This is a genomic window from Lysobacter sp. KIS68-7, assembly GCF_021284745.1.
Taxonomy (GTDB): Bacteria; Pseudomonadota; Gammaproteobacteria; order Xanthomonadales; family Xanthomonadaceae; genus Noviluteimonas.
The window spans coordinates 2,580,006-2,592,939 of record NZ_CP089925.1; the positions used below are offsets into that span (position 1 = coordinate 2,580,006).

The 12,934-nt window shown below is 59.1% G+C and carries 12 protein-coding genes; 2 read left to right on the forward strand and 10 right to left on the reverse strand.

All coding sequences use genetic code 11. From position 1 onward, the window contains the following. Positions 1-51: 51 nt before the first annotated feature. Both LVB87_RS12615 and LVB87_RS12620 read right to left on the reverse strand, forming a co-directional pair. Positions 52-1,035, reverse strand: coding sequence for an aldo/keto reductase (locus tag LVB87_RS12615; RefSeq protein WP_232900556.1), 984 nt, complete (start codon positions 1,033-1,035; stop codon positions 52-54). 232 nt (positions 1,036-1,267) lie between these two features. Then, positions 1,268-1,771, reverse strand: a complete 504-nt coding sequence (locus LVB87_RS12620) for a cyclophilin-like fold protein (RefSeq protein ID WP_232898306.1) — start codon at positions 1,769-1,771, stop codon at positions 1,268-1,270. Positions 1,772-1,884: 113 nt separating this feature from the next. On the opposite strand from LVB87_RS12620, the gene LVB87_RS12625 reads away from it, so the two are divergent. Then, positions 1,885-2,808 carry a LysR family transcriptional regulator gene (locus tag LVB87_RS12625; RefSeq protein WP_232898307.1) on the forward strand — a complete coding sequence of 308 codons (924 nt, stop codon included), beginning with the start codon at positions 1,885-1,887 and terminating at the stop codon, positions 2,806-2,808. Between the two features lie 228 nt (positions 2,809-3,036). On the opposite strand, the gene LVB87_RS12630 is transcribed toward LVB87_RS12625, so the two are convergent. Then, on the reverse strand, positions 3,037-3,297 hold the full coding sequence (locus LVB87_RS12630; protein ID WP_232898308.1) for a hypothetical protein: 261 nt from the start codon (positions 3,295-3,297) through the stop codon (positions 3,037-3,039). Between the two features lie 326 nt (positions 3,298-3,623). On the opposite strand from LVB87_RS12630, the gene LVB87_RS12635 reads away from it, so the two are divergent. Further along, positions 3,624-4,445, forward strand: coding sequence for a serine protease (locus tag LVB87_RS12635; RefSeq protein WP_232898309.1), 822 nt, complete (start codon positions 3,624-3,626; stop codon positions 4,443-4,445). 51 nt (positions 4,446-4,496) lie between these two features. On the opposite strand, the gene LVB87_RS12640 is transcribed toward LVB87_RS12635, so the two are convergent. The 7 genes from LVB87_RS12640 to LVB87_RS12670 all read right to left on the reverse strand — a co-directional run bounded on the left by LVB87_RS12640 (position 4,497) and on the right by LVB87_RS12670 (position 12,933). After that, positions 4,497-6,518, reverse strand: a complete 2,022-nt coding sequence (locus LVB87_RS12640; protein ID WP_232898310.1) for a hypothetical protein — start codon at positions 6,516-6,518, stop codon at positions 4,497-4,499. 14 nt (positions 6,519-6,532) lie between these two features. Continuing rightward, positions 6,533-7,396: a hypothetical protein gene (locus tag LVB87_RS12645; RefSeq protein WP_232898311.1), complete on the reverse strand. Its 864-nt coding sequence runs from the start codon at positions 7,394-7,396 to the stop codon at positions 6,533-6,535. Beyond that, entirely contained in the window at positions 7,393-8,433 is a 1,041-nt protein-coding gene (locus tag LVB87_RS12650; RefSeq protein ID WP_232898312.1) for a hypothetical protein, read from the reverse strand. The genes LVB87_RS12645 and LVB87_RS12650 overlap by 4 nt, the downstream gene beginning before the upstream one ends. Positions 8,434-8,436: 3 nt before the next feature. Continuing rightward, positions 8,437-9,546: a GTPase-associated system all-helical protein GASH gene (locus tag LVB87_RS12655; protein ID WP_343223394.1), complete on the reverse strand. Its 1,110-nt coding sequence runs from the start codon at positions 9,544-9,546 to the stop codon at positions 8,437-8,439. Further along, entirely contained in the window at positions 9,543-10,922 is a 1,380-nt protein-coding gene (locus tag LVB87_RS12660; protein WP_343223395.1) for a metallophosphoesterase, read from the reverse strand. Before LVB87_RS12660 ends, LVB87_RS12655 begins: the two co-directional genes overlap by 4 nt. A gap of 172 nt (positions 10,923-11,094) precedes the next feature. Continuing rightward, a complete protein-coding gene (locus LVB87_RS12665; protein WP_232898314.1) occupies positions 11,095-11,508 on the reverse strand; it encodes a hypothetical protein in 414 nt (137 codons plus the stop codon). A gap of 51 nt (positions 11,509-11,559) precedes the next feature. Beyond that, positions 11,560-12,933, reverse strand: a complete 1,374-nt coding sequence (locus LVB87_RS12670; protein ID WP_232898315.1) for a glycoside hydrolase family 47 protein — start codon at positions 12,931-12,933, stop codon at positions 11,560-11,562. Between the last annotated feature and the right edge of the window lies 1 nt (position 12,934).

The window sequence follows — 12,934 nt, forward strand, 5'->3', positions numbered from 1 at the left end:
GCGGAAGTCTCAGCGCGTCGGTACTTCGATGTCCCTCTGGCTATGCCGCGATCAGTCCTTACCGATCTGCGACATCTGCAATTCGTTCATGCGACCTCCATGCACTGTGAGCTTCGCGAACGCGGTCTCGATTTGGCGGAGGTCGTCGGGACTAAGCTCCACGTTCACCGATCCTAGGTTCTCCGACAGATGCGCCAGGCTGCGTGTGCCCGGAATCGGCACGATCCACGGCTTCTGCGCCATTAGCCATGCCAGGGCAATCTGCGCAGGCGACGCGCCTGTCTTAGCACCGAACGCTTGGAGAAAGCTGATGATCGGCTGGTTGGCCGTCATCACGTCTGCGCTGAACCGCGGGAACCCGGAACGCAGATCAGTTTTCGGATCGAACGCCGAGCGAGCATTGAGCTTACCGGCAAGGAAGCCTTGGCCCAGTGGGCCCCACGGAACGAAACCGATGCCAAGGTCCTCGCACGCCTGAAGGACGCCGTTGCGTTCCGGGCTCCGCTCCATCAGGGAATACTCCGTCTGGATTGCAGCAACGCGTTGCACGGCATGCGCACGCCGAATGGTCCGTGCGCTCGGCTCCGAGAGACCGAAGTGCAGCACTTTCCCTTCTTGGATCAGGTCCTTGACCGTCCCTGCGACATCTTCAATCGGAACGGTGAGGTCGACGCGATGCTGGTAGTAGAGATCGATGCGATCGGTCCCCAGCCGCTTGAGCGACTCTTCGACGACGCGCCGGATGCGTTCCGGGCGACTGTCTAACCCGTTCGTACCATCGATGGCAAAGCCGAATTTGGTGGCGATGGCGACCTTGTCGCGAACGGGTGCAAGCGCTTCGCCAACGAGTTCCTCGTTGATGTACGGGCCGTAGACTTCGGCGGTATCAAAGAACGTAACGCCACGCTCGAAGGCATCTCGAATTACGCGAATACCTTGGGCGCGGTCTGCCGGCGGCCCATAGTTGGCAGTGATGCTCATGCAGCCGAAGCCGAGTTCGGAAACTTCGAGGCCGCCCAGCTTGCGGGTTTTCATGGCGCGATCTCCTTCAATCCGTTCCGTAGTTCCCGATGTCGTCGAACTGGCCCAGGAAAGCGTTCCAAACGGCAGCACGGCTCCGGCGACGGCGCCTCCCGCTATTTGCAGGAACTGACGCCGTCCGGTGGTCACGACAGATTCGCCGTTTGTGTTCTGTTGGCTGTTGGCTAGGTCGGTGTTCATGACAGGTGTCCTGCGGTGACTTGAGGGGTTGAGGACCGGCGGGCGGTCATTTTTCAATGCGCTCGATCCTGACGTTCAGCGGGCCTGGACGCTGCAAGGCCTGTAGTCCCGATTCCACTCGTCCCAGACGCACCAAGCCGTGCGCGTGCTTGCCGTCTCCAACGAAGATCGCCAGATTCCCCCAGGGCGCGTAATAGGTCAGATCACCCGCGCGACCTGCCACGCCATCGGGAGCGCCTTCGATGGACAACTTCTTCGGAAGGTCAGAGATGCGCTCGATCTGAGCGTAGTCGGTCAGAGTGAGCGACAACGGCAGCAATGCTGCGAAATCGCGACCAGCGGCGCTGTTTTCCAGCGTGGCAATAACTTCATGTCCATAGACGTCCATGCGAATTTTCACGGGGGTGGACTCCGGCAGTTCTTGGGAAGGCGCTGCGGTCGCGGCGTTGGAGGTTGCGGGGCTGCACGCAGTTGCGAAAAGCGCCATTACGACCAGGAAAGGAAGGATCAAACGTCGCGTTGAGAGCCTTGAATATGCGGTGGCATTCATCTGTGGTCTCCGGAGTGCGGCCAGTCTGCACCTTGCGCGAGACTTTGATTAGATGATTAATGCTTAAATGGTCTATTAGGTAAACTAATTAATCGTTCTGCGAGACTGGGGCCATGGCCAAGCGAAACCTCAACGATCTGCTCGCGTTCGTGACCGTAGCTCGCGAAGGCAGCTTTACCCGGGCCGCCGCACATTTGGGCGTCTCCCAATCAGCGCTCAGTCAAGCGATTCGTGGGTTGGAAACGCGACTACGCATCCGATTGCTGACCAGAACCACGCGCAGTGTTTCCCCGACCGCGGCCGGCGAACGTTTGGTGCAGGCGATCGGGCATCGCTTCGACGAAATCGAAGCCGAACTTGATGCGCTGACCGAGCTACGCGACAAGCCGGCAGGAACGGTGCGCATCACATGCGGTGACCACGTTCTGCGGACGACTCTGTGGCCGAAACTCGCGCCGCTCCTGGGCGACTATCCTGATATCAACATGGAGTTCGACGTCAGCTACGGGCTGCGCGACATCGTCGCGGATCGTTTCGATGCCGGCGTGCGGATGGGCGAGCAAGTACAGAAGGACATGATCGCGATCCCGATCGGCCCGAAGCTGCGAATGGCTGCCGTCGCCTCGCCTTCCTACTTTGCGAGTCACCCGCCACCGAAGGCACCACGGGATTTGATGGAGCATCGTTGCATCAACTTGCGATTCCCGACGCACGGTGGCTTGTACGCCTGGGAGTTCGAGCGCCACGGTCGCGAACTCAACGTGCGCGTCGACGGGCAACTCGTCTTCAATAATTCGCACCACATCGTCGCGGCAGCGCTCGATGGATTCGGCGTCGCATTCTTACCGGAAGAAGAGTTCGCTCCCCATATCCAAGAGGGACGCTTGTTGCGCGTGCTCGAAGATTGGTGTCCGCCGTTTCCTGGCTATCACCTTTACTATCCCAGTCGCCGACAGCCGTCGCCAGCCTTCTCTCTCGTAGTCGATGCGCTTCGCATCAGCGATAGCGTTCCGAAAAAACGGAAGAGGCGACCTTAAGGCGATCTTGGCTCATAGCGAGCACGTAAGGAGGGGGCACCAGGCACCACTGCCCGGGGTGCTGGTGAGCTGCGATGCGGAGCGGCTTCTATCGGGGTGCCCTGAGCTCGTGTTCGAGCTGCGCCCGCGAATGCGGGCCTCCAACGCAAAGGGGGTAGCGGCTACCTTCATGCCCTGCGGAAAAATTATGGCTCGGTATGCGCCCGTCGCCGCGTTGACCGACCTGGGTTATTCGATGTTAGTCCCGTTCAACAACCGAACCAGCCACTCCTCGACGACGTTGATGGCCGCGTCCTCGGACTCGCACCAAATTCGCGCGCGGTCGTCGCATGAGCGGTGAAGGCCGATGACCGCGATGCGCGCCTTTCCCTTGCGCGCGCCGATCTTGGCGAAGGTGACGCCCGAAGCGCCGCCACGGCGGAGGTGCAGCTCGGAATGCTCGCCATCTGCCGAGCCCATGAGGTGCCATCCAAACTCCGACAAGTTCATGTCACCTCCCCCTGATCGTTGACGCGCAGGATGGCGGCATCGACCGCGCGTGCCTATTGTCCTTGGGGGCAGGTGCACGCGCGCTTCAGCCACTCGCATGATGGTGTTTTGCGCTCGGATCTCTTGCGTCCCTCGTGCGCAATGCCCGCGCGGCGCGTATTGTCCCCGCTCACTGCGCGGCCCATTGGGCGCCGCAGCGGTCACGGCACCTGCCCGCGACGCGACTACGGGACCAACGCGGATAGCCCTCTCATCCATTCGCTGCTTGCAATTGATGAAGTCCCGCCTACCAGTCAGCGCCGAAAGTCACGCACCTACGAGTTGCCGTGGCCAAATGCGATTATTGTCCTCTCCTTGAACCTGACGCCAAAGGCGAAGCGATGGATGACGGGCTTGCATTTCTTAGAGAGATCGAAGCGAAAGCTGAGGTCTTGGCGGACGTAGTTGCGCCGATTTTCGGAGACTCACCCAAAACTTACGTCCACGCCGCCGGCTTCGGCAGCGGCTTCATAGCCAGCCGAGGTACAACGTTCTTCTTCATAACGGCCGATCACGTTGTCGACGATTTCTCGAAATTCAAGGTCGCCGTCGCAAACATCGCTGGCAGATCGTTCGATCTCAGTTTGCTGCGATTTTCTCGCAACGAATCTCGCGACTGCGCTGTTGCGACCCTTCCGCACCAGCTACTAGCGCCGACCGATTTCAAGCACTACGAGCTTGACTGGGATTGGTCGAACTGGACGTCAACCGGAGTGTTCGTCGCGATAGGGTATCCAAGCACGAGAAACGAATTGAAACCAGGCTTCGGGAAGGCCGATCGAAACGAAGTCCGTGTTTTTGCCACGCCGAGCAACGAGAGACCTCGCAAGACGAAGCTTATCGACTACTTCGCGCTGAGCTATGACCCAGAAAACATTAAGAGATCAGACGGCAGCCCCGTGGAACTGCCGGATCTGCACGGCATGAGCGGCGGTCCGTGCCTAGAAATCATGAGATCGCCTACCGCGGAATATTCTTTCAAATTTGCGGGAGTTGTTTCTGAGTTTCATCCCGCTGAAAAAGCACTGCTGATAGCAATTGTTGACGCGGCGCAATACGTTGACGCGACGTCGCTGATACCGCAGCACACCCCGCCACCACGTCAGTAGAAGCTCGTACAACGAGGGGAGCCCTTGCCTGAGGCCCCCTTCGCCGAAATCTCATTTGAGCAGTCGATCAATTATTTTGACCCGAGCCTGCATGCCATCCGCGCGATCGTTGATCAACGATTGGCGAACGCGCTTCAAATACCCCCGCCCTCGCGATGATTCAGCGAGACTCTCGGCGAGCGATATAAATAGCTTTCCATCCCGAACCAACCGACCAAACGTTTCAGGCGACAGGTCTCGTCGCACAAATAGCTCGACAACCCCCATCCTCATTCGCTCGGCGCGATTCTCTTGAAACCAAAAGATAGGGAACGGCAAGCGGCTATCAAGCAGTCGCCAGGCACTATCCGACAATTGATTCCGCTCTACAGCCTCGTAGGCACTTTCAAAACCAAGTTGCGCCAACTCCGCCGAGAAGCGCGATCGATAGGTCAAAGCCCTGCTAAAGAAGAACGCAGCCGCATAGAGCGAATCGTCGCCACTCAAGGCCCCGCGAGAACGTCGCCAAGCGCTAAGCAAAGGATCGTCGTCAATCTCACCCGTCAGGGCATCCGGTCTCAACTGCCGCATCAAGGCAACCAAGAACTCTTTATCAACGCTAGCGGCTGTTCGCAGATAAGATGCGACTGCGGACTCATCCAACGGAGCGGAACGGAGCCATTTTACGACGGTTTCGCGTGCGTCATGGAATGACTTCTCCATCGCCGACAACAAATATTTGTAGCCGAACTCGCGCCCCGCCCTGCCGAAAAGATCGCTTCTTCCCGCTTCGATCATTGCCTCCATTGCTTGCATTTCATGGCCGGACAATCGCGCGGCAGCGAAACCTTGCTCGACGTCACCAACGCTCCGCCAAAACTCAGGCTCCGAAGCAAGTTCTGGCCGAATCGAGAGAACTTGCGGCAAGAGATCCGGCACGCGCCACACCCCTTCTAGCAGTTCCTCTGTTGCGAGTGTCGCGAGTGTTGGAGCCACTACTAGGCGAACGAGCCTTTCGTCGTGTCGAATGTTGGCAAGTAGCTGCGGCTCTCGCCTCCACGCGGCTCTGCCTAACCTGGTTGCAGCATCGGCAAGGTCAGTCTCGTCGATCGAATGAAGCCCAGACCACAAAATTTCAAACGTTTGATCGTCAACCTGATCGACGCGCTCAATGGCAGCCTTTGCAACTAGCGAACGAGCCGTTCCCGCCTCAGCCCCGAGACTACTTTGGATCAAGTTGTACGCCCTTCCAAACGCAGCAGGATCACTGCTGAAGGAGTGCATCGTTACGTGCAATTGGCAAAGCGCCTTGAAAGCCTCGCGACCGGTCAGGACGTCCGAGCCCAGCCTGCGAAAGAATGAGCGCAGGCCTTCTCGATCTGGCTCGCGGAGGTCTTCAATTGCATCGTCGACCCATGCTTCGTACAGCGGAGCAATGCTCTCCACATCAATAGCCCCGGCAAATCGCATGCGAGCAGAGCGATCCAAGCTAGGAAGTATCTGCAGGTCAAACGGCGTGCTTTCGACTGATCGATCTGCCGCAGAAAATGTGCAAAACCGGAAGCCCCTCCTAAGCCGTGGCCACTGCTGCGACCACAACTCCAAAATTAGTTCTTCTATATCGGGCCAAGCCCGACCAATCACGAGGCGGTTCTTCGGCTGGCCGTACACCGCCGAAATAAGTTGCCTTACCCACGGATCGGGCCAACTAGCTGCGCGTTCGCCGCTATTGGAGTGCATCGCGAGAGGACTTCTGTAGATGCTGAGATCGCCACTGTCATTCGGGCGCTTGAACATCGTGTTGAGCGCAGTCAACGATTGGCAGACGGCCAGATCGGCGAAGTCCACCAGCAACGTATGCGTCCAAACACAGCCTGGGCGCGACATCTCGGGTGCCGGCCAGGTTCGTGCGAGCGCATAAACACCAGAATCGACTAATGGATAGCCTGTCAGGTAGCCGTGCGGGTCGAGCCGAGCCCCGGCGCCAGAAATATCGCTAAGCGCCAAAAGGGTCTTCTGATCGCGCGAACTTAGCTGTTTGGAGAAAGCAAGTTGCCTATGGCCTTCGGCATATCCGTGAAGGGCTTGGTGCACGACGAGTCTATTTGTTACCCCATGAGCCATTGGAGCGGCTCCGTCAGGTCATGCGACTCGCCCGTGGCGCTCACAAGCTGCACCCGGACTGACGCGCAATCCAAATTCCGAAGTCTCTCCGCCTCAGGAACAGGCGCCGCATCATCGCTGACCTGCTCGTAGTCACCGCCCTGCGCGCTTACGCCAAACACTCTCCAATCCCAGCCGTCAGCGTTGCGGCGCAGGTACTGAGCGAGTAGCGGCATCTTCTGCTCAAGGTACTCAATCGGAGTGAGCCTCTCGCCTTTCGCTTTATCCCACGCTGAAAACATGACAGCCAAGCGACGTGCACCCTGATCAAGAGGCGGCACACGTAAGAGCTGCAACAAATCAACAAGTTGCACTTGCGTCGGCGAAAGTCTCGGGTGCCACTCAACGATTTCATCGTCGCCGGCAACTAAACCAAGCTTCTTGGCAAGCGCGACCTCATCCACAACCCAGCTAGGAGCCTGAATCGTGTCCGCGTGGACGAAGAGCAGGACGCCTCCTGCGCGAAGCGTTTCGGCCACTTCAGGTTCGCAGTCTCGATCCTCCCACATGCGCCGGTACGCTTCGCCGGGAAGATCTGGGAACGTCACTCGGACAGTCTCGTCCTCAGAATCAAGCAACGTCATGCTCACCAGACGGTTGCCAACTAGCGCGGTGCGATCCTGAACCCTTGCATCTCGCCACCGAGCAGCGATTTCGTTTAGGTATGAAACGTCGCCGTTACGAAGGCCCCCGAATCTCAGCAGCGTTTCCACATCCCTGGCGGTAATTACGTGCCACAGAGCTGCCAGGAACGTGGTTTTTCCGGATGCCGGCAAGCCAATAACGACTACCGAGCGATCATTACTCATGACCGCTCTCCCGTAACCGCAACAGCGCCTGTGAGACGACCGAATGCCCGGCGCGCAACGGGCAACTCTGCGGCGACTTCGAGATCAGGTTTGCGTGGCCCAAGCCAAAACTGGAGGAGATCACCGACCCCTACACCTCTAATCACAGCCTCCGATTTCGGCGAAGCAGCCACCTGAAATGTCCGGACGCCTTCAAGGCTATGGGGGAAAATCTTTTGCGCATCCGCCACTAGTGACTCAAAGAATTGGATCGCCTGGTCGCCCTTCGGGGAGGAGCGCACCTCATCGAGCTTGGTGAGAACGAACCCAAACTGACAGCCGTGGCGCACGACGTTCGCGTCATGCATCCCCTGAAGAATCATTAGAATCTCGCTGCGCAAATTATGGCGCCCGCCAGTTAGGAGGCGATGTCCATCAACCAAGACGCAAATTGTGTCCGCTGCTTCGACTTCAAAGAACCCTTTGGCATTGGACGCATCATCAGCAGCTTCGCGATACTCCTCGCCAGCACGATCGCCGAGCAATAACGAGAGACCTTCGCCGGCCAAACCACCCGCTACTTCGAGGTGATAGAAGCGAACTTCGCCACGCGGAGTTCTAGCCATGTGGGGAACACTTCGACGCGATGCAGCCCTGGCATCGTGGCAAGCCTGCTCAAAAGCATGCAGGCTTTCAGAGCGACAAAACTCCACATCCGAAACCGAGCCTTCTTGGAATAGATCATAAAGACTCGCAATCAAACTTGTCTTCCCAGAGTCGCTTGAGCCAATGATGGCAACGACGCGACCGGGCCCCCTGCGCAGAACGCGGGATGCATCATTGGCTTCCAACGCTCTGGCCGACCGCAAACCGACGTTTCGTTCGTCTCGCTCCTCAATTAGAGCCTGCTCCCCCAGCGCTGACTGCACTGGCGCCCGCCCATAATGCGGACAAGCTTCTAACGATAGGCCTTCAACGCACCGACCTGTCTCAGCGATACGGCAATCAATATTGGCGCACAGAACCGGTTCCGAAACCGCATCCGACCCTTGTTCCATGATTCACCTCAGGAGAAGCATCAAGCGCTCGCGGTAAAACAGCTCGGCCAGTGTTAGCGGGTTCATCTTGCGGGACGCATCGATTTCTGTGGCAGCCGCCCAGCCCGCAATCCATGCATCCCCAGGCCCCGTCTCTATCAGACGTTTAATGGCAAAGTGCAGCGGCTCCGTCAGCGCGGAGGGGTCCATGTCCCGGACCTGCTCGGCCAACCACTCTACGCGGATACCGTTGAGGGCTGCCGGAACAGTCATGGGTTTTTGCTTGTCCAGACCAGCGCGACTTAGCAGCGCGCTAATCGAACGAGGCCCGGGCAGCGCCCAAGTTGCGCGAGCGAGCTCACCCGCAAGTACGAACGGTCTTGCGTCCAAAGGAACTGCGTCAAAGGAGCAGTTGTAATCTTCGCTACGCAGTCCGGTGAGCCACCACAGCATCTCCAACTCTTCATCTTGAATGCTGATGAAGCGCTCAAAGGCGCGAAAAGCCTTAGAGCTTCGCTGAGCCGAAGTTCGCATTGCGATTCGCGAGGCCTCAGCGGCCAACTCAAAGGCCTGCGCAACACCATCCCAATTCGGCTGCTCACGAACCTTCGTGGCGGCCTTCTCAAAATCGAGCTTCGGTGGATCACTCGACATGAGCGTATCCAATACAGGTCGCTCGCGCCTCTCATCGGAAAGCCGAACGATTGCGTTCTCCGCAATGGATACCAGGTTCATCGGAAGCTCTGGCTTCCTAGCCTCGCTAAACGAAGCGGTGGAAATCGCAAGCGCCGCGAGCGACGCCAAATCTGCGTCGAGCGTCACGTCCTCCATAAGCACAACCAGCGTCACCGCAGAGAGTATTTGAAGCTCTCGATCGTTGCCGCTCATTTCAAACGTATCGTCCTTGCTCCGAATCGATTGCCGTATGGTCTGAACTGATTGCGGGGAAGGAAGGGCACGACCACCGAAAGCCAGGCGCACGAGCGCCTCCACCAATTTGGCGTCCGTCTCTTCAACTACGGCCATCACTCCATTCCAGCGGGCAGTTCGTCGCGAGGAGTCATCCCCTAAATTAACTGCCGAGTACCATCGCGCAAAGTCTTGATGCATCTCGTCGCCCCCTTGCACCGTCATTGGCTTTCCTTTTGCGCCACTTGTCGCGCTAGTTCGTCAAGCTTCCCGCGCTCGCTGGCCCTGATCAAAGCGCGCCCATAGCGCTCAGGCTCGGGAACTCGCATCTCGTCCTCTGTAATCAGGTCAAGGCCCAAAGCAATTTCGCGACGTTGACTTGACTGCAATTTCCAGAATCGAAAAACGAGGTTGCGCGTAATGGGGTCACCCATAGCCGCCTCACTATCCGCATCGGCCGAATCCGCCGGTTGGTAAAGGCTTTCGGAGCCTCCGATTCCAGCATCGTCAACCACACTAACACCCGAGAGCGTCGAACTTGGAATCCTGATTTCATGGCGGAACACGTCCTCTCCACCGGCATCCAAAACGGCCCTGAACTGATCAGGATTTGATTGCCATTGCCGAAGGTGCGCCTCAATGCGCAAGACGCGATCCTTGCCCTCGCCGGCAACGCGGACATCCACCAAGTTATACCCAGGCAGCCAGCCCGGCTCTTGGCGGTCCGGATTTACTGCGCCAGCGCTGAACCGGATGTACTGCGGATCTCGTTGTATGCGTTGACGATGCTTGTGGCCAAACATGTGGATTGAGGCACGACCACAAATGGCATCATTCGCGTCATCTTGGTCCATCAACCAGTCGGGCGGATGATGGCACAGCACAAGATTGACGACGTCGTCTACGGGATCGAGCACAGTTTGCAGCGGACTAAGGTAAAGGCTTTCTCTAGTGTCGTTGCCGTCCGTGCCTGACAGCAGGCTCGACGTAAGCCCATGAACTCGCAACGTCACGCCGTGATCGAGTTCCAGGTCCTGCTTCCAGTACAAGCGCTCGGGAAAATAAACTTGGCAGTTCAGATCTTTCGCAAACTCGTTGTAGGCGCCGATCGGGGCCAACAGCGCGCGACCCGTGTCAGAGTCCATGATCTGAGCGCGCAGTTCCCGATCTCGTCTCTCAGCACCTGCTTGGGAAATTGCAGCGCGGACATTGCGAGTTGCTGGCCGCTGAGCGATTGCCCGATCGACATCGTGGTTGCCAGGCACTACAAACACCCTTTCGATGGGGCACCCAGCAACAGCAGCTAACTCCCGCAACCAAGTCATCGCGACTTGGTATTCGTCGGCAGCACCTTTGAATGCGATGTCTCCGCCGACGAGAATTGCGCCCACAGGCCCTAGTTCGGCCACCCTGGCTCTCACGTCTTGCAGAAGCCGCGTTCGATATGGGCGCTCAGGATCCAAGTTGGAATCGAGGCAATCCGGGGATCGAAAGTGAATGTCCGAAACGTGCAGTAGCAGCATGAATTGGTCCAAGTCCTTTTGTATGACGAGGATAGCAGCGCCACCCGTCCCACCCGACCGCTCAGGGTGCCCCACCATTAGACACCCTAGTGTTTGGCCTATGGCCTATGACGGTAGGTTTGACGGTAACTTTACAAATGCAGACCACCTCTATCGCGGAATAGAGCCATTGCAGCGCCCTTTTCAGTAGCCCCCACCTCCACCAGTTGAAGCAAAGGCCCGCCTCGAGCGGGCCTTTGCTTTTTGCGGTCTACGCGCGCCCTGCCCGCAGGCCCGCGAACAACTGCAGCACCGCAAACACGATGTGCATGCCCGTCGACACATACCCCAGCACCATCGCATCGCCGACGGTGAAGATGTGCCAGAGCGCGATGTTCGCGCTGCCGAGCAGCGTGTGTACCGCGGACGCAGTGAAATGCCACGCGCGTTCGGGCGGCGTGCGGCTCACGCGGAGGAACCAGAAGGCCAGGATGGCGGCGAGGCCGTGCGCTTCGAGGAAGCCGAGGCCGGACACGGGCTGCGCGCCGACCACGTGCGAGAGCGGCCCCGCACCGAACCAGATGCCGCGGATGTCGAGCATGAAGAACGACACGACGGCGAACATGCCGAGGAACACGGAATTCACGAACATCAAGCGTTGACGCAGGTGCATGGTGGTATCCATTGGTTGGAGTCCCCCCGAAGGGGCGTCCTGCCCCCTGTTCAACAGCATGCCCTACTTCGCGGCCCCGGCGCGACGCAGCGGATGCGCCTCGGTGTTGAGCACCACCTTGTCGAGGTCCAGGGTCTCCGGCGGCGCAAACAACAGGTAGAAATACTTGAACGTCTCCGCCAGCACGAAGCTTTCCATGTCGTCCGCCTGCTTCATCGTCGTCACGTCGTCGATGGCGGCATACCCCGCCTCGGTGCGGCAATGGCGAACGAAGTCCTCGAACAGTTTGCGGCCCATGACGCGGTACTGCGGGTCGCCCGTGAGGCGGTACAGGTACCAGGTGGACTCGACGATCTCCGGACGCAGCGGATAGCCGGGCGCGGTGATCGCGTGCTTGCGATAGTCGTAGGCCTCGGGCTCGATGCCATGCAGGTTCCACATCGCGAACGAGGACGCCTGCAGCCGTCGCGCGTGATCGATGTCGCCGGAATACGCGAGCAACCCGGGATAAAACGCGTCGAGTGCACCGTACTCGTGGCCCGTGCGCTTGCCGGTGCGCATCTCCACCTGGCCGAACCACAACGCGCCGTCGACGTCTTCGGCCAGCCAGCGGTTGGCGGCCGCCACGCTCGGCGTCCACATGGCGAGGCAGTCCTTGTCGTCGAACAGTTTCCAGCACTTCCACAGGTACTCGTAATACGAGTCGATGCGCGCGCCGATGTGGCTGCTGGTGTTCGTCCATTTGCCGGTGACCACGTCGAAGCGTTCGCCGACCAGGTCGAGCTTCGAGCGGCGCTTGTAGGTTTCCACCAGTGCGCGCTTCGCCTTGTCGTAATACACGGGGTTGCCGGTGAGCTTGCTCAGCGTGCCGTACTCCAGCAGCAAGGTGCCCGCCTCCGCCGGATTGCTGTCGACGCCCTGCCCTTTGCCCGTGCGCAGGTTGACGTTCACGTACGGCAGGCGGGTGGGCGTGTCGAAGGCCGGGAGCAGGCGCTTGCCGAGATCCTCGGCCAGCTTGAGCAGGCGTTCGTCGCCGGTGAGCTGGTAGCCGGAGAGCAGCCCGCCGAGCAGGCGGATGACGACTTCGAAATGCTTGACGTCCATGTCCTTGTCGAAGGACAGCTTTGTCGCGATCAGTTCGCGCGTGTCCTTCGCTTCATCGTCCAGCCCCATGACCACCATCGTGTCGAGCGCATCGACCGGCGTCATCAGTAGCGATTGCGCGTACCAGTCCTGCGGCGCCTTGCTCAGTGGCTTGAGCGCGTCGTGCCCCCACGCATATTGCTTGTAGCCTCCCCAGGCATGCAGGAACTCCGCCTTGACCTGGTTGGCCAGGCGCGCGGATTCGGCATCGTCGACGACGGCCGGCTTCTCCGCGGCGACGCCGAGCATGGGCATCAACAGGAGGGACAACAACAGCGCACGCGCTTTCGACATG

Bases quoted from the DNA above. Each gene is read 5' to 3' on its own strand.
- LVB87_RS12615 (WP_232900556.1), bottom strand. From the start codon at position 1,035: ATGAAAACCCGCAAGCTGGGCGGCCTCGAAGTTTCCGAACTCGGCTTC.
- LVB87_RS12620 (WP_232898306.1), bottom strand. From the start codon at position 1,771: ATGAATGCCACCGCATATTCAAGGCTCTCAACGCGACGTTTGATCCTT.
- LVB87_RS12625 (WP_232898307.1), top strand. From the start codon at position 1,885: ATGGCCAAGCGAAACCTCAACGATCTGCTCGCGTTCGTGACCGTAGCT.
- LVB87_RS12630 (WP_232898308.1), bottom strand. From the start codon at position 3,297: ATGAACTTGTCGGAGTTTGGATGGCACCTCATGGGCTCGGCAGATGGC.
- LVB87_RS12645 (WP_232898311.1), bottom strand. From the start codon at position 7,396: ATGAGTAATGATCGCTCGGTAGTCGTTATTGGCTTGCCGGCATCCGGA.
- LVB87_RS12650 (WP_232898312.1), bottom strand. From the start codon at position 8,433: ATGGAACAAGGGTCGGATGCGGTTTCGGAACCGGTTCTGTGCGCCAAT.
- LVB87_RS12655 (WP_343223394.1), bottom strand. From the start codon at position 9,546: ATGACGGTGCAAGGGGGCGACGAGATGCATCAAGACTTTGCGCGATGG.
- LVB87_RS12660 (WP_343223395.1), bottom strand. From the start codon at position 10,922: ATGGTGGGGCACCCTGAGCGGTCGGGTGGGACGGGTGGCGCTGCTATC.
- LVB87_RS12665 (WP_232898314.1), bottom strand. From the start codon at position 11,508: ATGGATACCACCATGCACCTGCGTCAACGCTTGATGTTCGTGAATTCC.
- LVB87_RS12670 (WP_232898315.1), bottom strand. From the start codon at position 12,933: ATGTCGAAAGCGCGTGCGCTGTTGTTGTCCCTCCTGTTGATGCCCATG.